At 60.6% G+C, this 22,197-nt stretch carries 22 protein-coding genes and 1 pseudogene; 19 read left to right on the forward strand and 4 right to left on the reverse strand.

Features of this window, described 5'->3' with window-relative positions; genetic code table 11:
* Positions 1-25: 25 nt before the first annotated feature.
* The 4 genes from VUN82_21465 to VUN82_21480 all read left to right on the forward strand — a co-directional run bounded on the left by VUN82_21465 (position 26) and on the right by VUN82_21480 (position 2,663).
* Entirely contained in the window at positions 26-250 is a 225-nt protein-coding gene (locus VUN82_21465) for a hypothetical protein (protein ID XAS71621.1), read from the forward strand.
* 399 nt (positions 251-649) lie between these two features.
* Positions 650-1,057, forward strand: coding sequence for a hypothetical protein (locus tag VUN82_21470; protein ID XAS71622.1), 408 nt, complete (start codon positions 650-652; stop codon positions 1,055-1,057).
* 51 nt (positions 1,058-1,108) lie between these two features.
* The gene (locus VUN82_21475; protein XAS71623.1) at positions 1,109-1,294 is read left to right on the forward strand and encodes a hypothetical protein; all 186 of its coding nucleotides are present in this window, start codon (positions 1,109-1,111) and stop codon (positions 1,292-1,294) included.
* Positions 1,295-1,541: 247 nt separating this feature from the next.
* Positions 1,542-2,663 (forward strand): hypothetical protein, encoded by a 1,122-nt coding sequence (locus VUN82_21480; protein XAS71624.1) that lies wholly within the window; start codon positions 1,542-1,544, stop codon positions 2,661-2,663.
* 142 nt (positions 2,664-2,805) lie between these two features.
* On the opposite strand, the gene VUN82_21485 is transcribed toward VUN82_21480, so the two are convergent.
* Genes VUN82_21485 through VUN82_21495 form a run of 3 tightly spaced genes read right to left on the reverse strand, consistent with a single transcriptional unit; the run spans position 2,806 to position 6,503 of the window.
* Positions 2,806-4,128, reverse strand: coding sequence for an MFS transporter (locus VUN82_21485; GenBank protein XAS71625.1), 1,323 nt, complete (start codon positions 4,126-4,128; stop codon positions 2,806-2,808).
* Entirely contained in the window at positions 4,125-5,720 is a 1,596-nt protein-coding gene (locus VUN82_21490) for an AMP-binding protein (protein XAS71626.1), read from the reverse strand. The genes VUN82_21485 and VUN82_21490 overlap by 4 nt, the downstream gene beginning before the upstream one ends.
* 18 nt (positions 5,721-5,738) lie before the next feature.
* Complete coding sequence (locus VUN82_21495) at positions 5,739-6,503, reverse strand: enoyl-CoA hydratase/isomerase family protein (protein ID XAS71627.1); 765 nt, start codon at positions 6,501-6,503, stop codon at positions 5,739-5,741.
* A gap of 115 nt (positions 6,504-6,618) precedes the next feature.
* Between VUN82_21495 and VUN82_21500 the strand changes: the two genes are divergently transcribed.
* The 5 genes from VUN82_21500 to VUN82_21520 all read left to right on the forward strand — a co-directional run bounded on the left by VUN82_21500 (position 6,619) and on the right by VUN82_21520 (position 11,859).
* Positions 6,619-7,515 (forward strand): LysR substrate-binding domain-containing protein, encoded by an 897-nt coding sequence (locus VUN82_21500; GenBank protein XAS71628.1) that lies wholly within the window; start codon positions 6,619-6,621, stop codon positions 7,513-7,515.
* A 127-nt stretch (positions 7,516-7,642) separates the two neighbouring features.
* Positions 7,643-8,179, forward strand: coding sequence for a hypothetical protein (locus VUN82_21505; protein ID XAS71629.1), 537 nt, complete (start codon positions 7,643-7,645; stop codon positions 8,177-8,179).
* A gap of 322 nt (positions 8,180-8,501) precedes the next feature.
* Complete coding sequence (locus tag VUN82_21510; protein XAS71630.1) at positions 8,502-9,716, forward strand: hypothetical protein; 1,215 nt, start codon at positions 8,502-8,504, stop codon at positions 9,714-9,716.
* Between the two features lie 275 nt (positions 9,717-9,991).
* Positions 9,992-11,083 (forward strand): DUF4041 domain-containing protein, encoded by a 1,092-nt coding sequence (locus tag VUN82_21515; GenBank protein XAS71631.1) that lies wholly within the window; start codon positions 9,992-9,994, stop codon positions 11,081-11,083.
* A gap of 521 nt (positions 11,084-11,604) precedes the next feature.
* The gene (locus tag VUN82_21520) at positions 11,605-11,859 is read left to right on the forward strand and encodes a hypothetical protein (protein ID XAS71632.1); all 255 of its coding nucleotides are present in this window, start codon (positions 11,605-11,607) and stop codon (positions 11,857-11,859) included.
* 152 nt (positions 11,860-12,011) lie between these two features.
* On the opposite strand, the gene VUN82_21525 is transcribed toward VUN82_21520, so the two are convergent.
* Positions 12,012-12,380, reverse strand: coding sequence for a hypothetical protein (locus VUN82_21525; protein ID XAS71633.1), 369 nt, complete (start codon positions 12,378-12,380; stop codon positions 12,012-12,014).
* Between the two features lie 213 nt (positions 12,381-12,593).
* Here VUN82_21525 and VUN82_21530 point away from each other — a divergent pair, with 213 nt between their 5' ends.
* From VUN82_21530 to bcp, 10 genes and pseudogenes are all read left to right on the forward strand, one after another.
* Complete coding sequence (locus VUN82_21530) at positions 12,594-12,917, forward strand: hypothetical protein (protein XAS71634.1); 324 nt, start codon at positions 12,594-12,596, stop codon at positions 12,915-12,917.
* 418 nt (positions 12,918-13,335) lie between these two features.
* Positions 13,336-13,764 carry a hypothetical protein gene (locus tag VUN82_21535; protein XAS71635.1) on the forward strand — a complete coding sequence of 143 codons (429 nt, stop codon included), beginning with the start codon at positions 13,336-13,338 and terminating at the stop codon, positions 13,762-13,764.
* A gap of 88 nt (positions 13,765-13,852) precedes the next feature.
* Complete coding sequence (locus VUN82_21540; GenBank protein XAS71636.1) at positions 13,853-13,987, forward strand: hypothetical protein; 135 nt, start codon at positions 13,853-13,855, stop codon at positions 13,985-13,987.
* 600 nt (positions 13,988-14,587) lie between these two features.
* Complete coding sequence (locus tag VUN82_21545; protein ID XAS71637.1) at positions 14,588-15,391, forward strand: TIM barrel protein; 804 nt, start codon at positions 14,588-14,590, stop codon at positions 15,389-15,391.
* A 65-nt stretch (positions 15,392-15,456) separates the two neighbouring features.
* Positions 15,457-16,353 (forward strand): annotated as a pseudogene (locus VUN82_21550) (2-hydroxy-3-oxopropionate reductase).
* A gap of 132 nt (positions 16,354-16,485) precedes the next feature.
* Positions 16,486-18,261 (forward strand): glyoxylate carboligase, encoded by a 1,776-nt coding sequence (gene gcl, locus VUN82_21555; GenBank protein XAS71638.1) that lies wholly within the window; start codon positions 16,486-16,488, stop codon positions 18,259-18,261.
* Positions 18,262-18,280: 19 nt separating this feature from the next.
* On the forward strand, positions 18,281-19,450 hold the full coding sequence (locus tag VUN82_21560; GenBank protein XAS71639.1) for a glycerate kinase: 1,170 nt from the start codon (positions 18,281-18,283) through the stop codon (positions 19,448-19,450).
* Positions 19,443-20,792: an allantoinase AllB gene (gene allB, locus VUN82_21565; GenBank protein ID XAS71640.1), complete on the forward strand. Its 1,350-nt coding sequence runs from the start codon at positions 19,443-19,445 to the stop codon at positions 20,790-20,792. Before VUN82_21560 ends, allB begins: the two co-directional genes overlap by 8 nt.
* 11 nt (positions 20,793-20,803) lie before the next feature.
* A complete protein-coding gene (locus VUN82_21570) occupies positions 20,804-21,589 on the forward strand; it encodes a winged helix-turn-helix domain-containing protein (protein ID XAS71641.1) in 786 nt (261 codons plus the stop codon).
* Positions 21,590-21,670: 81 nt separating this feature from the next.
* Positions 21,671-22,141, forward strand: coding sequence for a thioredoxin-dependent thiol peroxidase (bcp, locus tag VUN82_21575; protein XAS71642.1), 471 nt, complete (start codon positions 21,671-21,673; stop codon positions 22,139-22,141).
* Positions 22,142-22,197: the final 56 nt, after the last annotated feature.

Below are 22,197 nucleotides of genomic sequence, written 5' to 3' on the forward strand. Positions count from 1 at the left end.
AAGGTGGTCTAGGTGGTGGGAATCAATGCCCGATCATCTCGAGACAACCGCCGTCCATAATGCTTCCATCTGGGGCGATGCCCACCTCGCCCTCGAGCGAAACGTATCCATGGACGCAACCACCGCTTGGCGCTGCAGCTCCGAATCTGACGCCGCTGCCGATATCGTCTGTCTGAATCTCACTTTTGTTCAGACCTACGGATTCCAGGGCCTGACTCACCTTCTCTGGGTTCGCTTGCGTCCCCAGTGATGTGAGTGCCACACGTGCCGGCTCAAGGTACGCCTCCAGCCGCGTCTTCATGTCCGGGGATAAGGACCTTCGCTGGCGATAAGTTTCATTCGCGGCCATTGCTGCGTCACCGTCGTAGAACGCGCAGTTTCTGTCCGGCATAGGCTCAGTGCCCGCGCTGGGGCAGGCTGCCGTGGGTGTGGGAGTGGTCGACTCAGAAGTGACTGTAACTGGCGTCCCGCAGCCCGCCACGGTGAGAGCTGACACCGCAGTTAGTGTGAGCCCGACGGACCATCGTATTTTCCCCATTCAAGGACCCTACGGGATGGGCTCCGGCAGGCATAGGCAATTTAGCTATCGATTTGATATTCTTGCGTTTGCCCTTCACACGCGTATCGAAGAATCTTTGGGGGACCTACGATGAACGCGAAGTCAACCATGCGGATCCGAAGCTACTGGCTAGGGTTAGCCATCTCTTATGGGCTCGCCCTCACAGTTGCGACTGTGGCAGATTGGCCATGGCCCCTGGTTGTTCTGGGTGTATTTATCCTGTTCATCATCCTGCAGGGACTCCACTATGGTCAGATCGGCCGCAAGGTCCATCGGGAGCCGGCCTCAGATGCACCAGCGATTAGCCTTCTGGCCTCCGCATTCACGGCTGCGGCGATCCTCATTCATGGAACGTCCATGGCGTTCTGGGCCGGACCCCTCCTGGGATTGGTCACAGCCGTCGTCATGTATTTGGTCCTGGCTAAGTATGGCCGGTTTTACAGTCCGTCTTCTGGGGGCGCTGATCAGCCTTCGGAGCAGGCAATTCATGACGCGTAGTCGTGAATTATCGTCTAGATGAACCTACTTCCGAACGGGATGGAACTGAGAATGAAGATTTTGTCTCTAATCGGAGCAGCGCTGTTCTTGTTGGCGGCTTCCATGATGTTCTTCAGTAAGCCTTGGGTGGGCGTTTTATTTCTGGCCGTCGCGGCCGCCCTAGTTGCCACATCGCGGATTTCCGAAAAGCAGCAACAAACTCCGCAAGACATTAAGCCGCAGAACCCCGAGGCGTGACGGCCCCAACCACGCAAGGAAAATGTCTGCGCCTCGACATAACTTGTCCCAGGGTGACAAGAGTAGCCCTATCGTCTACGAGAGGAATTCGCCATCCCTATCCGATCCCTAGGCCGGCATGGCTGCTAGGCCCGGTCGATTGAACCAGCCGTCTCTGAATGAATCTCACGCTGCAGGTCGCTCGGAGCACTCCAGATTGGTAGGGACGGCGCTGCTTATTGTCCTCTACATTCCGGCTGGCGCCGTCATGATGATCTTGACTATTGCCTTAGCGCCCGGATGGATTGTATTCACCAACGGTCATGTCATCGATTTTGTTCGGCTAAAGAAACTTCTAGAAATCTTCGCGCTCGATACGAGCGGATTGGCTGGTTTTCTTGCATTTGGGGGGCTGCTGTTAGCCATTAACCGAATCGAAATGAAGTCTCATGATAGCCCTGACGCGGACGGGGCGGTCAGAACATTTATCCTTCTGCGCTTTCGTAATTCCATACAATGGGCTGCAGTCATCGGAGCATCCACTGCTCCCGCGGGAGGGCTGATCTGGATTATTACGAACGTCGACCACGTTGACTGGCTCAGGTCGATTATCGGAGTTGCAGTGACATCTCTTGCTTTGTGGACGGTCTTGCTTCTAGCCGTACCAAGCAGCGGCTATTTCGGGCTGCAGTCTGTCGCTAAGACATGGAATTTAAACCACACTGCCTTTCGAAGAGACATGATCCTTCAAAATTGGGGAGGCCGCTGGAGAACAAACATACAGCAGACCCCACCGCGCCGGTGGTACCTGTGGCACGTTGCCTGGAGATGGCTAATCATTGCTTTCGGTGCTACCTGCGTCGTTCTCTTGCTCGCCGAGATGACGGACGAGGTCAAGCCGGATTGGGGCAACCCCGCGACGGCATCAGTGGCGCTAAGTTTGTTCCTCTTCAACGCTTACGTTGGAGGCGTTACCCTTCTCATCGCCGGGTGGCTTGCAGAAACAGGAATCACTGCGGTGAACCGGGGTTGGCGCAAGACGGGGGTCGTCCTTAAGAGCCTGGCCCTTTTCCTAGGGCCTGCCATAGCTATAGCCACCATCGGATTTGCTTATCTCCCGCTTGCGGTCATGGTTTGGATCATTGCTGCCACACAGGTGGCTTATGTACTCGGCCTTTTGAACGACGGAGATCTTCACCATGGGATTTGGTGGCCAGTACGCGGCATGATTCTGAACGCAAGATTGCAGTCGCAACGTTGGGCACACTTTAGGTGGAAAAGACTTGACGAAACGCTCCGGTCCGGCCTTTGTGAACTTCCCAGCAGGGAACGAAAGCGCAAGGAGAAAGAAATTTCCCGTTGGCACGATCGCCTCAGCAATTTCATGTAGTCCCTGGTCACATCTACTTCCGCACGACATGCGTCGGAGACGTCAGCTTGTCATTCGCGGCGCAAACGATCGGGTCCCATACCGAACGACAAAGGGTGGATTAGTGCAAAGAGGCTTTGCACCAACCCACCCCGAAGAAGCCCTACAAAACCGTCGTCCGCGAGAGCGACAGATCCTTCGTTTCCCGGAAGAACAGAACAACAACGACGGCGGACACGAGGGCCATGCCCATCAAGTAGAAGGCGGGAGCGAGCGGCGTCCCGAAGCCCGCTACGAGCCCGGTAGCAACGAACGGCGCGGTCCCGCCGAACAGCACGTATGCCAGCGTGTACCCAATCGCGGAACCCGAGGCACGCACGGACGAAGGGAACATCTCCACCAAAGCCGGCACATTGGACGTACCGATCACGGCGACCAAGGCGCCTAAGATGCTCGTGCCCAGGATTGCGAAACCAAGTCCCAGTGGCATGATCGAGAAGGCCGGAATCGTCATGACGACGAATCCCACACACGCCACCAGCAGCATCCGTTTGCGTCCGTAGCGGTCACTGGCACGCGCCGCCAGAGGGCAGACCGCCGTGTAGACGAGCATCGTAATCACACTCGTGATCATCGACTCCGTACTGGAGTAATGAAGGCTTGAGGTCATGTACGCAATCATGTAGCTGCTCATCAGGTAGTAAGCGATGGCGTTTGTGATGCTGTATCCGAAGAGCGTGAAGATCTGCCGGGCGCAGAGACGAATTGCATCACCCAGCGGCTTCTTAGCCACGTCGCCCTTCTTCTCCAAACCACGGAAAACGGGGGTGTCGTCCACTCTGGACCGAATGTACAAACCGATCAGACCCAGCGGCGCAGCGAGAAGGAATGGGATGCGCCAGCCCCAAGCTTGAAGGTCGGCGGTGCTCAAGGTCGCGGTGATGGCTGCTCCCAGCAGCGCACCCGCTACGGAAGCCAGACCAACAGTGGCCGGGATGATGCTGGCATAGGTCGCCCGCTTCCCTTCCGGCGCGTACTCCACGATGAACGCGGAAGACCCCGTGTACTCGCCACCGGTCGTGAACCCCTGAACCGCCCGGAACAGGAACAGCAGGACAGGAGCCCACACTCCGATCACTGCGAACGTCGGCAGGATGCCAATGCAGAACGTCGCCGCGCTCATGATCACCACGCACAGGCCGAGCATCTTGTTCCGCCCAATCCGGTCACCGTAGCGTCCAAAGAAAGCCGCCCCGAGCGGCCTCGCGATGAAGCCGCCGGCGAAGATCGCCCACACGGCCAGAAGTGACGCCGTCGTGGAGTAATCGGGGAAGAAGAGCTTGGCGATGGTGACGGACATGACTGCATAAGCCGCGGAGTCGAACCATTCGACGAAATTTCCGACGGCGGCCGCCGCGGCGACGCGCTTCAGGCTGCGCCGGGGGGAAGACTCAGTTTCAGCAACTTTCTCGGTCATCGTATTCATGATTGTTGTCCTTCGAGGTGGGGAGAGGCTACAACGTGTGGGAGTTCGCGGAGCTGGGCCCGCTGGACTTTTCCGGTGGCCGACTTCGGCAACGCGGTGACGTATTCAATGAATCGCGGGTACGCGAAGCGGGAGAAGTTCTTCTTCACGTGAGCCACGATGGTTTCGCTCAGGGCCGCTCCCCCAGAGTGACCGGGCACCAATTCGATCCAGGCCTTGATGGACTGGCCGCGGAGCTCGTCGGGCACGCCTGTGACGGACACGTCCCGCACGGGATCGAGTTCGCGAATGACTGCCTCCAGCTCATAGGGCCCCACCCGGTAGCCGGACGTTTTGATGACGTCGTCGGTCCTCCCCAGGAACCAGAAATAGCCGTCGTCGTCTGCGTAGGCTTGGTCCTTGGTGTGGTACCAGCCGCCCCCGAATGCGCTGGCGGACGCCTCCGGCATGTTCCAGTATCCCAAGGGAAATTGGGGGTTGGAGCGTGCCCGGAGGCAGATCTCGCCGGTCTCACCGACGGGGACTTCCTGCTCGTTTTCGTCCAGCAGGCGGACCTCCCATCCAGGAAGTGGACGGCCCATCGAGCCGGGCTTCACCGGCACATCTGGGTAGTTGCCCAACAGCGGGTAGGACTCCGTGGAACCGTAATAATCCAGCAGCGTCACCCGGTACTGCGTTTCGAACCACGCGATCAGGTCCGGCGTCAGCGGCTCATTGGACGAGCAAACCGTCCGCAGGGACAGCGGGAAGCGTGTACCGGCGTCGGGCACTTCCTCGCGCATCTTCCGCAGAAATGTCGGGTTGACCAGAGCGCTGGTGACGCCGTGGCGACTCATGCTGTCCAGCAGGGCTGCGGGGTCGAAGCCGCCGTTGGGCCGGAAAACCAAGTGTGTTGCGCCTAGCCGGAGCGGTCCCATGAGCTTGGCCAGCGACCATGCCCAATCGCCCGCACCGTAGAAAACATCGCCGTCGCCGATCTGGTGGCAGTACTCGAACTCGTTGTGGCCCAGGAGGGTCCGGTGGGCGTGGACGATTCCCTTCGCCCGGCCGGTGGTGCCCGAGGTGTAGAAGATCAGGGCGGGGTCGTTGGCTTTGGTTTCGACGTCCTGGAATTCTGCTTCGGCGGCGGCGATGTCTGGGCTGTCGATGTCGATGAACGTGCCTTCGTAATCCTTGAACAGGTGCTTCGCAGACTCCTCGGCGATGATCACTGACGCGCCGCTGTCCTCTAACCGGAACCGGATGGGCTCCGCGGCCCAGAGCAGGGACATCGTGACCAGGATGGCACCGGTCCGGAGCACACCGAGGTAGGCAGCCGGGGTGTCTGCGCGTTGCGGGAGAAGGACTGCGACCCGATCGCCCTTCTTGATGCCGGCTTTTTGCAGGGTGGCGGCGATCTGCCGGGAACGGTCCTGGATTTCGCCCCAGTTCACCTCGCGGTGACCTTCGACGGCGGACTCCAGGATGAGCGCGCGCTTGTCCCTTGGGTGCCGGTCGGCGACGTCGACGGCCATGTTGTAGAGCTCTGGAACCTCCCAGCGGTGGCTGTTCCGCAGTTCGGTGTAGCGGTCTTGGGTTGCTGTGGTTGTCATGGTTTTTATCCCGTCCTTTCAGCGGCGGCCGGCAAGGAATCGGGCCATTTCGCGCTGCGGTTCCCCGGTGCCGTAGGCCTCCCGATGGACACGCTTGGCTTCTGCCATGGCGTCGCTGAGGTCGTCGTCTTCCAAGCTGCGCAGGCGGTTCTTGGTCAAGCGAACGGCGCCCGGGGGAAGGAGGCTCAAACGTGCGGCGAGATCCTTTGCGTAGCCCAGCACGCCGCCGTCGTCCGCCAAGTAGTTTAGGAGGCCCAGACGCTGAGCTTCGGCAGCATCCACGAGTTCGCCGGTGAGGACGAACTGGGAGGTCTTGGACTTGCCGAGGATGCTCCACATGGCCCAGATGCCGGTGATGCTGGGGATGCCGGAGAGGACTTCGGGCTGGCCCATGCGGACTTTGGAGTCGCCGACGCGGAGATCGGCAAGGAGCGAATACTGGAACCCGGAGCCGGCGGCGACTCCGTTGACCGCCGCGATCGTGATCTGGTCGAGGTTGCGGACGGCGCGGTAGAGGCGGTCGAAACCGTCGATCCAAGCTTCCGCCGACTCGTGATCCTCAGGGTTCATGGAGGCGGTCTCGGCCAGGTCCTGTCCGGCGCAGAACGCCCGGCCGCTGCCAGTGAGGATCACCGTGCGGACCTCGTTGTTGCCTTTGAGGCCTTCCAGGTAGTCGATGAGTTCGCTGCGCATCGCTTCGGTCCAGGCGTTGAGCTTGTCCGGGCGGTTGAGGGTGATGATGGCGGTGGGGCCGGTTTGTTCGAAGAGGACGTCCTGGGACATTGGGGAGATTCCTTTGGTTCGTTGGGGCTTCTTGAGTCCCATCTGACCATCGGCGAATGTGACCCGTCTAACATCAATATCTACTCGACTTGATACCAAACTGATATGGTGCGGCATGGACTTCCACCATCTCAAGTACTTTGTGGTCCTCTCTGAGGAGCTTCATTTCGGCCGGGCAGCGCAACGTCTGCACATGGCCCAGCCGCCACTTTCGCAGCGGATCAAGGACCTGGAGAAAGAACTCGGGGTGGAGCTGTTTCATCGGCGGCGCACTGGCGTGGAGCTGTCTGAGGCGGGCGCATTGTTGCTGGAGCATGCGCGCGGGGTCTTGGATCACATGGCCATGGCGCAGGAATCGATGCGGCGGATCCGGCCTGGAGCGTCAGGCATCCTCCAAGCGGCGGTCCCGCCGGATACGAATCCCGTGGCGCTGTCCACGATGGTTTCTTCGTTTAGCTCGCTTGCCCCTGATGTTCTATTGAACCTGCACGAGCTCACCACCGTTGAGCAAGTGGAGCGACTGCGCGACGGCGAACTGGACGTAGCGGTGGTCCGTCACCCTTTGAGCAGCGTGGGTTTCGAGTCGGGGCCGGTGTTTTCCCGGGCCCTAGGGGTGGTGCTGAATGCTTCGCATCCACTGGCCTCTTTGGATTCTGCACGGCTGGGCGACCTGCCCGGGAATCCGTTGATCATCTTCCCGCGGCACATGGCCCCTACCTTGTACGACTCGTTCCTGCATACGTGCAGGGACGCCGGGTATCTTCCTGCGGCCATTGTTCATGCCCGAAACCAGCACTTCACGCACGGGCTGATCATGGCCGGCCGGGGCGTGCACTTCAACGAGGAGCCGTGGACCCCGCTGCCTTCGGGGATTGTGTGGCGGCCATTGGTAGGTGACCCGCTGGCTTGGCGGACTTCGGCACTGTGGTTGAAGAGCCGTCGGTCAGCGGAGACGGACGCGTTCGTGGCGGCTGTGGGTGCGGGGCTTGAGGCGGGTGGGCACGGGCGATGAAGGGCCTTTAGTTGCCCCTCATGGACAGTGATGCGGTGTCAGAACTATACCGATAGGGGTATAGTTCTGACGTTTTATCTCGTTCCGCCGAATGGCAAAACCATACCGTTGACGGTAGACTTTTGACATGAGGGCAACCTATCGGGACGCGCTGCGTCAGATCGCTTACGACAACCATGGTTATGTCACAACCGCGAATGCAGTGACCGCTGGCGTCCCCGCCGTGGAACTGCCGAAGCTCACAGCCCGTGGCGGCCTCGATCACGTCGGATACGGCCTCTACCGCATGACCGACATTCCTCCGACGGACGATGATCAGTTCGCCGAAGCTACACTACGCGCTGGAGACGACGCCTACCTCCGCGGCGAATCTGTCCTGGCACTTCTCGGCCTAGGGGACGTGAACCTTACGAAAATCACCGTTGGGACGGACCGTCGTGTCCGCCGCGCAATGCCCCCCTTTGTAAAGGTCACCAAGGCTCAGGCCGGTACGACTTTAACTCGCTACCGCGGGATCCGCGCCCAGCAGCTCAGCGAAGCTCTCCTCGAATGTCTGGGCCGGGTCCCCAGCACGCGACTGCGAGATGCGGCAGTCAAGGCCCGTGCTGAGGGACTACTGACTACGGCGGAGTGGAACCGTTTGCGCAAGGAGCTCGCCGCATGAGCTATGACACCCCACCTCGTAACCTCGCCGCCCAAACCAGAGAATGGAAAACTAGAGGTAGACGAAAACGTCACCCTTCGTCAGAGGACGACAATGGCTCTGGTCGTGATCGGGCAAATGCTTCCCGAGGGCGCGGTGAAAGGTGGCGGCGCGTGCTGATCTCCCGACCTTCGAGCCTGCTAGCGATTCACCTGGACACCCCCTCCAACCTCTTTTGGTCGCTGTGTCAAATTCGACACAAAGCGTCGTACACCCTTGATATGGTGAACGAAAATTCAGTGGAAGGTTGGTAATGGGGCGTCGTCGGGGATTTTTCGCGGAAATGCAGCATCAGGCGCGGCTGGCTGAACAGCGACAGCGGGCGGCAGTCCGTGAACACGCGGCAGCGGCCCGGCGGGCAGAACAGGCTTTCAAGGCGGAGCAAAGGGCAGCTGACGCGTTCCAGAGGGCTTCGGAGGCTGAGCGGAAGCGTTTGCAGAAGGAAGCCGCCGATGCCCACGTCGCTGCCAAACAGGCTGAAGTGGAGCAACTGAATGCCGAACTTTCTGCGCTATACGACCACGTCGATTCTCTTCTGGAGGCGACTCTCGAGGTTGACGACTACGTGGATCTTGAAGCACTCCGGCAGACGGCCAAGCATCCTCCGTTTGATCGGTCACTTGAGATTCCGACGCCTCCCCCTGTCGTCCTCTTGGATCCCGAAGAGCCAATATTTCAGCCTCCTGCTCCCCCGACTGGGTTGTTTGGCCGGAAGAAGAAGCTGGCTGAAGCGCAGGCACAGGCTGAAACGGAGTACGCAGCTGCCCGTGGTGCCTGGGAGGAAGAGACGAAGCAACTGCCCGAGCGCCGTCGTCAACTCGCCGAGCGGCACGCAGCAGCTGAGGCGAAAAGGCAGGAGCAACTTGCGCAGGCACGCAAGGTCTACGAGGCAGAGTGCGCTGCCCGCGAATCGGAAGCCGCCGAACATAATGCGTCTCTTGATCAGTTGATCGCGAGTTTGGGTTATGGTGTCGTCGATGCCGTGCAGGAGTACGTTGGAATCGTGCTCGCCAACTCCGTGTACCCCGAGTTGTTCGCGGTGGAGCACGAATCCGAGTTCGATCCTGCAACTGCTGAGCTTGCCTTACGAACGCTCGTGCCGGGCCCGGACAGTGTTCCTACGATCAAGTCTTACAAGTACGTCAAAGCATCGGATGAAATCACGCCCGTTGCTTTGTCTCAGAAGGATTCAAAGGACCGATATGCCGGTGCCGTGCATCAGGTCGCACTGCGTACGCTGCACGAAGTTTTTGAAGCCGACCGGCGCCGATTGATCCAGAGCATTTCGTTGGAAGTGGGAACGAATACCATCAACCCGGCGACGGGCCGTGACACTTACATTCCATTCGTTGCAGTAGCTGTCCCGCGTGACGTCTTCACCGACATTGATCTTTCAGCAGTCGTACCGTCCGCGACACTTGAACATCTTGGCGCTTCAGTCTCCAAGAATCCATTCGGTCTGGTTCCTGCCAATGTCTCTGGAGTGCGTTCCTCCTGATGTCGGCTGAGCAAACAATGATTTTCAATCCTCCGCCGGGGTGGCCAAAGCCGCCGCCCTCATGGCGCCCTCCGGCCGGGTGGACGCCGGATCCAGCCTGGCCAGCCCCTCCCGAGGGCTGGCTATTATGGCTGCCCGCTGAAACTGGTGAGGATGACCTCACTCAAACCCCGCCAGCAGCGATTGACACGCAAGACCAATGCGTAGTTCCCATGTCCCGTGGTCAGTCTTCTGAATCAGCCCGGATCGCTTTCCTTGAGGCCGAAAATAATCTTTTGAAGCAGCGTCTTGAACAGACCGGGACGGCGGCAGCGTCGTATGTTGAGCTAAACGACGGACTGGTACTGCAAGAGGTCGGCATCTATCGCTACCACCACCCACTTGAGAACGCGGCCTCCTACCGTGACAGGCTGGGTGAGATCGAAACACGCATCGCTGACCTGGTACGGGCCGGTGGCGCTATCATCAAGTCCAACATGTTCACCTTCGACAATTCCTTGGCCAAGGGGCGGCGCATGACCGAGGACTTGGCAAAACTCATGCTTAGGGCATATAACGCCGAATCTGACAACAGCATCCGGTCACTGAAACTCGGCAACGTCATAACCGCGAAACGGCGCTTGGAAGCATCGCGAGTGGCCATCGCCAAGCTCGGAGCACTTATGGAAATGCACATCAGCGATGAATTCCATAACCTCCGCTTGGAAGAGATTGAGCTGACAGCTGACTGGTTGATGAAGAAGCAGGAAGAAAAAGAAGCCCAACGTGAAGAGCGGGCCCGCCTTCGCGAAGAACAACGCGTTGAGAAGGAACTCGCCGAGGAACGCTCCCGGCTGGCCAAGGAACGTTCGCATCTCATCAATGCCCTTACTGCCCTCGGCGCTTCCGGCCAATATGACACTGAACTTGAACAGCGGCTGAGAGAAGTCGATGAGGCCATCGCCCAGAATGACTTCCGTGCTGCCAATATCAGGGCCGGGTATATCTATGTGATATCTAACCGGGGAGCCTTTGGCGAAGGAGTTGTGAAGATCGGCCTCACACGCCGGCTGGAGCCAGAACAACGCGTAGCCGAACTCAGTGGCGCATCTGTCCCCTTCCGATTCGACGTTCACACCCTGTACTTCTCTGAAGATGCAGTCACCCTTGAGAACGAACTCCACAAACACTTCGCGGCCCGCGCCCTGAACCAGGCAAACCTCCGGAAAGAGTTCTTCTTCGCTACACCAGCCGAGGTACGCGACGTCCTGGAGCGTAAAATCGGCAACCTGCTCGAGTTCACAGAGCATGCTGACGCAACCGAATACTTCCAGTCTGTCGGTTACTGGCCCCAACGAGACGATAACCAACTCACCGAACAGAAGTGAATGCCACCCTATGGCCAACGCAGCACTTTAACTGGCGTACACGGTTATTCGTGAGGCGGGAGTAGACGGTTTTCGAAGGATGGCTGGACTCAGCCTGAACCCGGAGTACTGCATTGCAAGGCTTGCAAGCTTGGCAAACTGGCTCTGGTAGGAAAATTGGGTGCTGCCGTAATGCAGGGAGGACGCGTCACTGCAGGGAGCGGCATGGTTGATCCGTCACTAATCCGATTCACCCAGAAACAACATCAAATCGTCCTTCAGGAACGGGGGTGGGTATCGGAGCTAGCAGCTGGCCTCAACGGCGGGTCCATGGATCCAGCGGATCTCCCAGCAATTCGTCTAGTCGAACGAAACGGAAATTACTACTTCTCGTTGGACAATCGGCGACGAGCCGCTTTCCAAGCAGCTCGTATGGCCATACCATTTCGCATCGCCACGCCGGGCGAAATCGCCACGGAAGCGGCTCGTAAATTCAGTACAAAGAACGATGGAGTGTCCATCGTGATTCGAGGAGGCAATCAATGACATCGGTTCCGGAAACCATCCCCGGGATGAATCGGCTTGACTTGGCTGACCTCATTGACCAACTCAGAGATAACCTGAAAGAAGATCCGGAATCCTGGGAGAATCCCGATCTGGACAGGTTCCTGGAATCCTTATCTGCATGGACCCGAGATATGGATGGTGTCTTCTTGAACCGTGGTGAACCACTCCCCGAGGTACCTTCCTGGGAACTTATCGCCGATATGCTTCTTGCAGCCAGAATTTATGAGTAGGGACGCGGGGTGAGGACGCAACGCTCGCCCATGTTGACCATTCCCCGAGTCCCGAGGTCACCGCGAAGACAGTTCATTATTCTGGTTTCGCCGACATTCCATAAGCCCAAATCATTTGTAACCGGCAAACAGCTCTGACGAGCCCGGCGACATCAAAACTTTTCGATCTCGTCTCGATTCGGCAGCGGCGTCTGCTCCAGGGCCTCCTCGAAGAGCGCATCATCGGATGAACTGAACGGAGGTTCCCACCAGCTTCGAAGCACGTCGCCCGCCACGACACGAACTTCCTGTCCGAGCCTTCTATCCTTCGCTATACGGTTGACAGTTTCTGTGAAGCGATAGACATAGTCCTCATAGGTTTGTTTGTACGCCTCCCGGAATCCGCCATGCTCGGGAACTGGGCTATCACCCTTACTTGACAGTGCAGGCAGCAGCGAGGGGTCGCGACTCCACTCGCCATCAACGACTTCTTCAACATTGAGATCTAGGACGATGGGCGCAGGTCGGTTCAGTTGGGTCATCAGCCCAGTATGTCCTGGTCGACAGACATTCGATACGAGGTGGCGCCATCCATTCCTCACACTGTCGGCCGATCCGAAGACGAATGCACAATTCATATTTAAAGCCAATGAGAATCAACTGGCCTGACTGGCTATTCATGAGGGGAGTAGACCCTTTTGTTGCGCGCGACGTTTGCTAAGTTTCGTTTGGGGTCAGGGCCCTATGGTGTTGCTATGGAACGGTACCAACGAGTGGACTGGCACCAGGGCTTCGACGAAGAGCCTATGGGGATGGGTAGCGAGATAGATGCCCAAGGTTTCGAGACGCGCAAAGTCGAACAGTTCAGGGACGGCACCTCCACCTTCGCGAACGAACTAACGGCCACTGGGAGTACTTGGCTCTCGGAAGTTGCTCTTCCTTCCTTGGAGGAGATCAACCAGCAGCAGTCTAAGTTCAATGCAGAGCCGATCGAGGCATCTCTCGGCAATGCGCCGGGTTGTGGGCGTAATTGGTCGAAAATCTCGCGGGTGTTCTTTGGAGTTGGCAGCGTTGCTTGATGGTCTGCGTCGTTAGCCCACGGACAAGCATCTACGCCCACGAGCAATCCGGCACGGCCGTTAAAACACGCCCGCCGGCCCTGAATAGGCCAACGTCCGGATCCGCCAACATCTTTGGGACAAACCCCGGAACGGCGGCACCACTCACTGCAACCCCAAAACCATGGAAACATGCATTAGATGAAGGAAACCTGTAGCTTTCAGCCGTAGCGGATCAAATCCAGGTGACCCGCCCTTGAGCATGAAGCAATGCAAAATCCATTCTTACCTGAGGAAACGCCTAAGTCTTAAGGAGACAGTAGTTCGGTAGCACTTCCACAGTCGGGCTTAGACTGGCAGCGAGACGTGTTGATGTGGGACGAGTTAGCGCTTTTGGCCTTTCAATGTGCGTTGGTGTTGTCACCATTACACTGCGATCATGGAAATCCTCCCCACTGTGGCCATAGGGATCAATCTGTATGTCGTGCCGACGTCAGAAGGCGGACGGGAGACGCCTCTGCTCGCTGGTTCTGCGGTGAAGATTAGATTCAGGTACCGGCCGAACTGGGGATTGCCTGGTTGGGCCGATGGCGAGCAAGCCGGTGCGCCGGTATTGGGTTTCTCTCGGGAGGACATTCATCCGGGTGAAACAGTTCGCGCTGTAATCGCGCCCTTCTACTTTGAAGGTGTGCCAGCTTGGCGGGATGTAGCGCCGGGCGATGAGCTGCGCATGTATGAAGGTCCACGCATCTGTGGGCGTGGAACCGTCATTTGGGTGCAGCACTCTACCTGGCCCATGGCAGAGGAGGACCAAGAGCGGTTCACCCGCTGGCTCGAATCAGGAACAGACGTGTCAGCAGCTATTTGAAGCGTTGGGTGGCCTTGTCTAAGCTTGCATCTTTGCCAGCGCTGTCGGAGGCGGTGTATTGGGCGTAGTTGGTGGATGAATCAATGGCGTGGCGATCGATCGTGGCCGGGGAGTAGCCGAGGGCCTCGGCGATGATGGCGACCGGGGTGAGTTTGGTGAGTTCATGCAGGGTTCCGAGTCTGGCCCCTCGGCTGCTGAAAGCCGTGCCGAGTCGCTGGGTTAGGGTCGAGGCCCGAAGGTGCTGGCCGGGGGCGCCACCGAGGATAGCGGATCAAATCCAGATGACGGTCCCACGATCATGAAGGAATGCAAAACTGCTTCTGACCTGCGGAAACGCCAAATTCGTAAGGGGGCGGGAGTTCTCGCATCCACTTCTACTCCCGTGCTTTAAACAACGCATATGCAGGTTGACCCCTGCCTATCATTTGGCACGAATGAAGTCGGCCAATCTTGCTTTGCCCTTCGAGGACCGGCAGTTTCCCCGCCTGTCCAGCTTCCCGCCTTAGGCCCCCGGCGTGCCGCTGAGTCGCAGCGCCGCGCCGAACAGCCCCTGCGCTGGCCACAACGAGCATTCGTGCAAAGCATACCCGCGCACAGGTCGAACCGCGCTGCATCCAAACGTTTAGGGCTCTAGCCGCGACACGTTGGTATCCCAAACGCCCACCCTCGTCACCCACCCCCTTGACTCCCACCCCCACCTTGCCTAAACTTTTCATAAAGCAGAATCTAAATTCCACAAGGCGGAAAGTGAAGCCAAGCACCAAGGCAGCAGCCAAGCCAACCCGGAAGATAGACCTAAGCCCCCTCCTCGGAAGGACCTACGATGACGTACACAGTGAACTGCTCCATCCTCCTGACGGAACTGCCCTTGCTCGAGCGCCCCGCCGCCGCGAAGGCAGCCGGTTTTGACGCCGTCGAGTTCTGGTGGCCCTTCGAGACCTCCGTCCCCACCGACGCACAAGTAACCGAATTCGAGAACGCCATCAAGGACGCCGGCGTTCAGCTCACGGGTCTGAACTTCAACGCCGGCAACATGCCTGGCGGGGATCGCGGCCTGGTCTCCTGGCCGGCACGCTCCACCGAGTTCCAGGACAACATCGACGTTGTCGCCGGCATCGGTGAGCGCCTCGGCTGCAAGGCCTTCAACGCCCTCTACGGCAACCGCATCGACGGCGAATCCGCCGAGAAGCAGGACGCCATCGGTGCCGAAAACCTCGCAACCGCAGCGGCCGGCGTCGCACGTATTGGCGGAACTGTCCTCCTCGAACCGGTCAGCGGCGCACCCAAGTACCCGCTCCTCACCGCTGAAGACGCCCTCAAGGTCATCGCCCGCGTCAAGGCAGAATCCGGCGCCCAGAACATCAAGCTCCTCGCCGACTTCTACCACCTGGCAGTCAACGGCGACGACGTCGAATCCGTCATCGAGAACCACGCCAAGGACTTCGGCCACATCCAGATCGCCGACAACCCCGGCCGCGGCGCTCCCGGAACCGGCACCCTCCCCCTCGGCGAATGGATCGCCCGCAGCCGCGAACTCGGCTACGACGGCTACATCGGCCTCGAGTACAAGGAACCGCAGGAATCGGCCTTCAGCTGGGCCATCCGCCAGCGCGCCAACGCCAACTAGCGAACGACGGCGGCACCCGCCAAAGCGGCTATCTCGCCGTCCAGCACACCTGAGCTAAAAAGACTTTCAGAAAGAGAACCACAATGAGCAACGTTGCAGTCATCGGACTCGGAATCATGGGCCTCCCCATGGCCATCAACCTCGTCAAGGCCGGCCACACGGTCACCGGTTTCAACCGCAGCCAGGACAAGATCGACAAGCTCGTCTCCGAGGGCGGCCAGGGTGCCACGAGCATCGCGGACGCAGTCAAGGACGCCGACGTCGTCATCACCATGGTCCCGGACTCCCCCGATGTCGAGGGTGTTGTCAGCGGCAAGGACGGCGTCTTCGCCAACGCGAAGAAGGGCGCACTCTGGATCGACGCATCCAGCATCCGCCCGGACGTCGCAGCCCGACTGGCAGCAGACGCCAAAGAAGCAGGCATCCGCCCGCTCGACGCTCCCGTATCCGGCGGCGAACAGGGCGCCATCGACGCCGTCCTTTCCATCATGGTCGGCGGCGAAGCTGCAGACTTCGAGGCAGCACAGGATGTCCTCAACGCAGTGGGCAAGACCATCGTCCACGTCGGCCCGTCCGGCTCCGGCCAGACCGTCAAGGCAGCAAACCAGCTGATCGTAGCCGTCAACATCCAGGTCCTCGGGGAGGCCATCGCCTTCCTTGAGGCCTACGGCGTAGACACCGACGCAGCACTGAAGGTCCTCGGCGGCGGCTTGGCCGGCTCCAAGGTCCTGGACCAGAAGGGTCAGAAGATGCTCGACCGCAACTTCGACCCCGGCTTCCGCCTGGCCCTCCACCACAAGGACCTCGGCATCGTCACCTCCGCAGCCCGCGAAGCCAACGTCGCTGTCCCGCTCGGCGCAGTCGTCGCCCAGCTCGTCGCCGCAACCGTCAACCAGGGCGACGGCGGCCTCGACCACTCGGGCCTCTTCAAGCAGGTCCTCCAGCTCAGCGGCCGCAGCTAACCCAGCCGCCCAAGAGGCAACAAAGCAACACAGTAGGGAACCCGCCGTCGTACCTAAACGACGGCGGCTCCCTCACCACACCCAAAAACACCCCAGACTTCGCCCGCAAGGGCAACAAACAAGGAGTACACCATGGCTAAGATGCGCACCGTTGATGCGGCAGTCGCCATCCTGGAAAAGGAAGGCGCCACCGAGGCTTTCGGCCTGCCAGGCGCAGCGATCAACCCCTTCTACTCAGCAATGCGTGCCCACGGCGGCATCCGCCACACGCTGGCCCGCCACGTTGAAGGCGCCAGCCACATGGCTGACGGCTACAGCCGCGCAGCTGATGGCAACATCGGCATCTGCATCGGCACGTCGGGCCCCGCAGGCACGGACATGATCACCGGCCTGTACGCAGCCCAGGCCGATTCGATCCCCATGCTCTGCATCACCGGCCAGGCACCCGTTGCCAAGCTGCACAAGGAAGACTTCCAGGCCGTGGACATCGAGTCCATCGCCAAGCCGTTGACCAAGTTCGCAATGACCATCCTGGAACCGGGTCAGGTTCCCGGCGCGTTCCAGAAAGCTTTCCAGCTGATGCGTTCAGGTCGTCCGGGCCCGGTCCTGCTGGACCTGCCCATCGATGTTCAGATGGCCGAGATCGAGTTCGACATCGACGCCTACGAGCCCCTGCCGGTGGAGAAGCCCAGGGCTTCCCGCAAGCAGCTGGAAAAGGCCCTGGACATGTTGACCTCGGCCCAGCACCCGCTGATCGTTGCCGGTGGCGGCATCATCAACGCCGGCGCTTCGGCCCAGCTGGTTGAGCTGGCCGAGATCCTGAACGTTCCGGTTATCCCGACGCTGATGGGTTGGGGCTCCATCCCGGACGACCACCAGCTGATGGCCGGCATGGTTGGCCTGCAGACTTCGCACCGCTACGGCAACGAGACGTTCCTGCAGAGCGACTTCGTGATCGGCATCGGCAACCGTTGGGCCAACCGCCACACCGGCGGCCTGGACACCTACACTGCCGGCCGTAAGTTCGTGCACATCGACATCGAGCCGACGCAGATCGGTCGCGTTTTCTCGCCGGACTTGGGCATTGCGTCCGACGCCGGTGCGGCGCTGGACGGTCTGTTGGAACTGGCACGCGAACGCCAGGCAGCCAAGACCCTGCCGGACTACTCGGGCTGGGTTGCCGAGTGCCAGGAGCGCAAGGGCTCCCTGCACCGCAAGACCAACTTCGACAACGTGCCCATCAAGCCGCAGCGCGTGTACCAGGAGATGAACAAGGCCTTCGGCCGCGACACCACCTACGTGTCCACCATTGGCCTGTCGCAGATCGCCGGCGCACAGATGCTGCACGTGTTCGGTGCGCGCAAATGGATCAACGCAGGCCAGGCCGGACCGCTGGGGTGGACCGCTCCCGCCGCTCTGGGCGTTGTTCGTGGAACCCCGGATGCCACCGTTGTTGCCCTGTCCGGTGACTACGATTTCCAGTTCATGATCGAGGAACTGGCCGTTGGCGCACAGTTCAACCTGCCGTACATCCACGTTGTGGTGAACAACAGCTACCTGGGCCTGATCCGTCAGAGCCAGCGCGGCTTCAACATGGAACAGAACGTTTCCCTGGCCTTCGAGAACATCAACTCCCCGGAGACCAACGGTTACGGCGTGGACCACATCAAGGTTGCCGAAGGTCTGGGCTGCAAGGCCATCCGCGTTGAGGACCCCAACGATCTGCCTGCCGCTTTCGACAAGGCCAAGGCACTCATGGGCGAGTTCAAGGTTCCCGTCGTTGTTGAAGTGATCCTGGAAAAGATCACCAACATCTCCATGGGCGTTGAGATCAACGGCGTGAACGAGTTCGAAGAGCTGGCAGAGACCGCGGCGGACGCTCCGACCGCGATCCTGACCAAGGCTTAAAGGAAAAGGAGGCACCGGAATGCGTGTTGTCATCGCCCCGGACAAATTCAAGGGCTCGCTGTCCGCGCCCGACGTCGCCAGGCATCTCGCAACAGGATTGCTGGCAGGCTTCGGACAAACCGGGCTCGAGGCAACACGCATTCCGGTCGCCGACGGCGGCGAAGGAACCATCGACGCCGCCATCGGCTCGGGCTTCACCCGCCGGACCACTGCCGTCACCGGCCCGTTGGGCGAACCGGTGAAGGCAGACTTCGCAGTGCGGGACCAGGAAGCAGTCATCGAAATGGCGGCTGCTTCAGGCCTCGCACTCCTGCCGGACGGCCCCACGAGTGAAACAGCACGTAACGCCACCAGCATCGGCACGGGCGAACTCATCCGCGCCGCGATGGACCTCGGCTGCCGCAAGATCATCCTGGGTGTGGGCGGCAGCGCCAACACCGACGCGGGCGCTGGAGTTCTTCAGGGTCTCGGCGCCGTGTTCCTGGACAAGGACGGCAACGAGCTCCCCGGCGGCGGTGCGGCTCTCGCTGAAGTAGACAGCATCGACTTCTCCAACTTCGACGTCCGTATCGAGGCAACGGAGTTCGTGTTGGCGTCCGACGTCGACAATCCCCTTTTGGGGTCAAGCGGAGCCCCAGCCATCTTCGGTCCGCAGAAGGGCGCGACGCCGGACGACGTCACCTCGCTCGACGCAGCAGCAAGCCACTTCGTGGACGTGCTCGCAGCAACCACAGGCCAGCACGCCAAGTACGCCGCCAAGGCAGAAGGCGCTGGAGCAGCAGGCGGCGTTGGCTACATTGCCATCGCGGCACTGAACGCTGAGCGGCGGCCGGGTATCGACGTCGTGCTTGAATTTACTGACCTTGAACAGAGACTGAAGGGCGCCGATCTGGTGATCACCGGAGAAGGCAGCCTGGACGAACAAAGCCTGCTCGGCAAGACCCCCATGGGCGTCTCCCGCGCAGCACAGAAGGCCGGGGTCCCCGTGATCGCAGTCTGCGGCCGGAGTACCCTGAGCCGGGAACAACTCACGGATGCCGGCTTCCACACGGTCCACGCTTTGACCGACATGGAAACTGATGTCCAGAAATGTATCGCTGAAGCCGGTCCGTTGCTTGAACAATTAGGTAAGCACATAGGCGTGTACCTGGCGGAACGGACCGAAAACAAGGAGTACCTCAATGTCTGAAGCAATCGGCGCCTATGACCTCGTTATCCGGGGCCAGCGCATCCTGACCACTGCCGGCCTCGCAGCGCGCGAAGTTGGTGTCCGCGACGGCATCATCGTCGCCATTGAACCCTTGGGCAACGGCCTGACGGGCAACGAGGTCATCGAACTCGCAGACGACGAAACCCTCATCCCCGGCCTCGTGGACACGCACGTCCACGTCAACGAGCCCGGCCGCACCGAGTGGGAAGGCTTCGCCTCCGCCACGCGCGCCGCAGCCGCCGGTGGCGTCACCACCATCATCGACATGCCGCTGAACAGCATCCCGCCCACCACCAGCGTGGACGGCCTGGAGCAGAAGCGCGTTGTGGCCAAGGACCAGGCGTTCGTGGACGTCGGATTCTGGGGCGGTGCCATCCCGGGCAACAAGGGCGACCTCCGCCCGCTGCACGACGAAGGCGTTTTCGGCTTCAAGTGCTTCCTCCTGCACTCCGGCGTGGACGAGTTCCCGCACCTTGACGCGGATGAGATGGAAGAGGACATGGCTGAGCTCAAGTCCTTCGACTCCCTGATGATCGTGCACGCCGAGGACTCCCACGCGATCGACCGCGCACCGCACCCAGGCGGCGACCACTACGAAACCTTCCTCGCTTCCCGCCCCCGCGGCGCCGAGAACAAGGCAATCGCCGAGGTCATCGAACGCGCCCGCTGGACCGGCGCCCGCGCCCACATCCTGCACCTCTCATCCTCGGACGCGCTGCCGATGATCGCCTCGGCAAAGCGCGACGGCGTCAACCTCACCGTTGAGACGTGCCCGCACTACCTGACGCTCATGGCCGAAGAAATCCCCGACGGCGCCACCGCCTACAAGTGCTGCCCGCCCATCCGTGAGGCCTCCAACCGCGAGCTCCTCTGGAAGGGCCTGCAGGACGGCATCATCGACTGCATCGTCTCGGACCACTCCCCCTCCACACTGGATTTGAAGGACTTGGAGAACGGCGACTTCGCAGTGGCATGGGGCGGCGTTTCCTCGCTGCAGCTGGGCCTGTCCCTGATCTGGACCGAAGCCCGCCACCGCGGCATCCCGCTGGAACAGGTCGTATCCTGGATGGCCGAGAAGCCCGCCGCCTTGGCCCGCCTGCACAACAAGGGCCAGCTCGCCCTCGGCTACGACGCCGACTTCTCCATCTTCGCGCCGGACGAAGCCTTCGTTGTGGACGTCACCAAGCTCAAGCACAAGAACCCGATCACGCCCTACGACGGCCGCCCACTGGCCGGCGTCGTCCGCAAGACGTACCTGCGCGGCACCCCGATCGACGGCCAGAACCCCGGCGGCAAGCTGCTCCGCCGCGGCAACGTTTAGGGTCCACCGCCATGGCAGTCAGTGCCTACGGGCCGCCGCCCACACGTCCCGTCCGGGGCGTTACGGGCCGGCGACCGGGAGTGAGCGCACAGCCCGGCCTAAGTGCGCGGGGCCTCGCGCTCTGGGTCAACCCGGCCGAGGGCGACGAGATGGATCCAGCAGTCTGGGAACGGGCAGCACGCCTTGTGCTGGCCCGCGCCATGAAACTTGCCCCGGAGGCGGAAGTCCGCATCTGGCCCGCCATCGGGGCAGAACACTCCGGCGTCGGCGATACTTCCTGGGGCGGCACTCCGCAGGAAGCCGCCGACGCCGGTAACCACCCTTCCCTGTCCCTCGCCGAGGCTCTCGCAGACGGAAATTCCCCCTCCAACGGACGAATCACCTCCGTACGCGAGGATGATATGTCCGTTGGCGGGGGCCAGACCATAAGCGGCGGCAGCACCGCCGTCGAGCCCGTCATGTTGGCCGGGCGTCGTAGTCAACTTGCAATCGACCTCGCCGCTGAAGTAGTGCTGCTCGACGGCGAGCCGGTTGCCTTTACTGGCATGGAATACAAGCTGTTGCGCTACCTCGTGGTGAACTGCTCGCGCGCCATTAGTCGTGAAGAATTGCAACGTTTTCTGGAGTCATTTGATCTCCCCGGCGCGGCATTTCGCTCCATTGACGTTTATGTTGGAAGGGTGCGGCGGAAGCTTGGAAGCGCCCGCCACACTGTCGCCACCGTTCGTGGTGGCGGCTACCAGTTCGTGCCAGGGCCTTATGCCACAGTGCGCGGACCTGCGGAATACAGCATCTGACTTCGCTGTTCTGTCTTTAGACAATCCGTTTTCTTGAATGACCAATGCCGGCTGCAAGCCGGTGAAACGCAAAGGATCGCCATGACCCAGAAACTCCTCGTCGGAACGCAAGCACCTGACTTCGCGCTGCTCGACGCCGACGGCACCAAGGTCTCGCTGTCCGATTACCGCGGACGCAACGTCATTGTGTACTTCTACCCCAAAGCAGCCACCCCCGGCTGCACCACCGAGGCCTGCGATTTCCGCGACAACCTCGCAAGCCTGCAGGGCAACGGTTACGACGTCATCGGGATCTCCCCTGACGCCCCCGAGGCCCTCGCCAAGTTCACTGGTGAATTTGCGCTGACCTTCCCGTTGCTCTCCGATGAGGACCACGCCGTGGCCCTCGCCTACGGCGCCTGGGGCGAGAAGCTGGTTGACGGCGAGATCGTCGAAGGCCTGGTCCGTTCCACCGTTGTGCTCGACGGCGAAGGCACCGTCAAGCTCACCCAGTACCAGGTCAGCGCCCAGGGCCATGTCCAGGCCCTGAAGGAAGAGCTGCTGGGCGTCTAACCCTCTCTCACTTCCCGCGGCTTTAGGGACGTCCTTCTCTCACATCCTGAGGCTTT

Source organism: Micrococcaceae bacterium Sec5.1 (assembly GCA_039636795.1).
In the GTDB taxonomy this organism is placed as follows: domain Bacteria; phylum Actinomycetota; class Actinomycetes; order Actinomycetales; family Micrococcaceae; genus Arthrobacter.

Excerpts from the sequence above, each read along its gene's own strand:
- VUN82_21465 (XAS71621.1), top strand. The coding sequence starts at position 26 with ATGCCCGATCATCTCGAGACAACCGCCGTCCATAATGCTTCCATCTGG.
- VUN82_21470 (XAS71622.1), top strand. The coding sequence starts at position 650 with ATGAACGCGAAGTCAACCATGCGGATCCGAAGCTACTGGCTAGGGTTA.
- VUN82_21475 (XAS71623.1), top strand. The coding sequence starts at position 1,109 with ATGAAGATTTTGTCTCTAATCGGAGCAGCGCTGTTCTTGTTGGCGGCT.
- VUN82_21480 (XAS71624.1), top strand. The coding sequence starts at position 1,542 with ATGATGATCTTGACTATTGCCTTAGCGCCCGGATGGATTGTATTCACC.
- VUN82_21485 (XAS71625.1), bottom strand. The coding sequence starts at position 4,128 with ATGAATACGATGACCGAGAAAGTTGCTGAAACTGAGTCTTCCCCCCGG.
- VUN82_21490 (XAS71626.1), bottom strand. The coding sequence starts at position 5,720 with ATGACAACCACAGCAACCCAAGACCGCTACACCGAACTGCGGAACAGC.
- VUN82_21495 (XAS71627.1), bottom strand. The coding sequence starts at position 6,503 with ATGTCCCAGGACGTCCTCTTCGAACAAACCGGCCCCACCGCCATCATC.
- VUN82_21500 (XAS71628.1), top strand. The coding sequence starts at position 6,619 with ATGGACTTCCACCATCTCAAGTACTTTGTGGTCCTCTCTGAGGAGCTT.
- VUN82_21505 (XAS71629.1), top strand. The coding sequence starts at position 7,643 with ATGAGGGCAACCTATCGGGACGCGCTGCGTCAGATCGCTTACGACAAC.
- VUN82_21510 (XAS71630.1), top strand. The coding sequence starts at position 8,502 with ATGCAGCATCAGGCGCGGCTGGCTGAACAGCGACAGCGGGCGGCAGTC.
- VUN82_21520 (XAS71632.1), top strand. The coding sequence starts at position 11,605 with ATGACATCGGTTCCGGAAACCATCCCCGGGATGAATCGGCTTGACTTG.
- VUN82_21525 (XAS71633.1), bottom strand. The coding sequence starts at position 12,380 with ATGACCCAACTGAACCGACCTGCGCCCATCGTCCTAGATCTCAATGTT.
- VUN82_21530 (XAS71634.1), top strand. The coding sequence starts at position 12,594 with ATGGAACGGTACCAACGAGTGGACTGGCACCAGGGCTTCGACGAAGAG.
- VUN82_21535 (XAS71635.1), top strand. The coding sequence starts at position 13,336 with ATGGAAATCCTCCCCACTGTGGCCATAGGGATCAATCTGTATGTCGTG.
- VUN82_21545 (XAS71637.1), top strand. The coding sequence starts at position 14,588 with ATGACGTACACAGTGAACTGCTCCATCCTCCTGACGGAACTGCCCTTG.
- gcl (XAS71638.1), top strand. The coding sequence starts at position 16,486 with ATGGCTAAGATGCGCACCGTTGATGCGGCAGTCGCCATCCTGGAAAAG.
- VUN82_21560 (XAS71639.1), top strand. The coding sequence starts at position 18,281 with ATGCGTGTTGTCATCGCCCCGGACAAATTCAAGGGCTCGCTGTCCGCG.
- allB (XAS71640.1), top strand. The coding sequence starts at position 19,443 with ATGTCTGAAGCAATCGGCGCCTATGACCTCGTTATCCGGGGCCAGCGC.
- VUN82_21570 (XAS71641.1), top strand. The coding sequence starts at position 20,804 with ATGGCAGTCAGTGCCTACGGGCCGCCGCCCACACGTCCCGTCCGGGGC.
- bcp (XAS71642.1), top strand. The coding sequence starts at position 21,671 with ATGACCCAGAAACTCCTCGTCGGAACGCAAGCACCTGACTTCGCGCTG.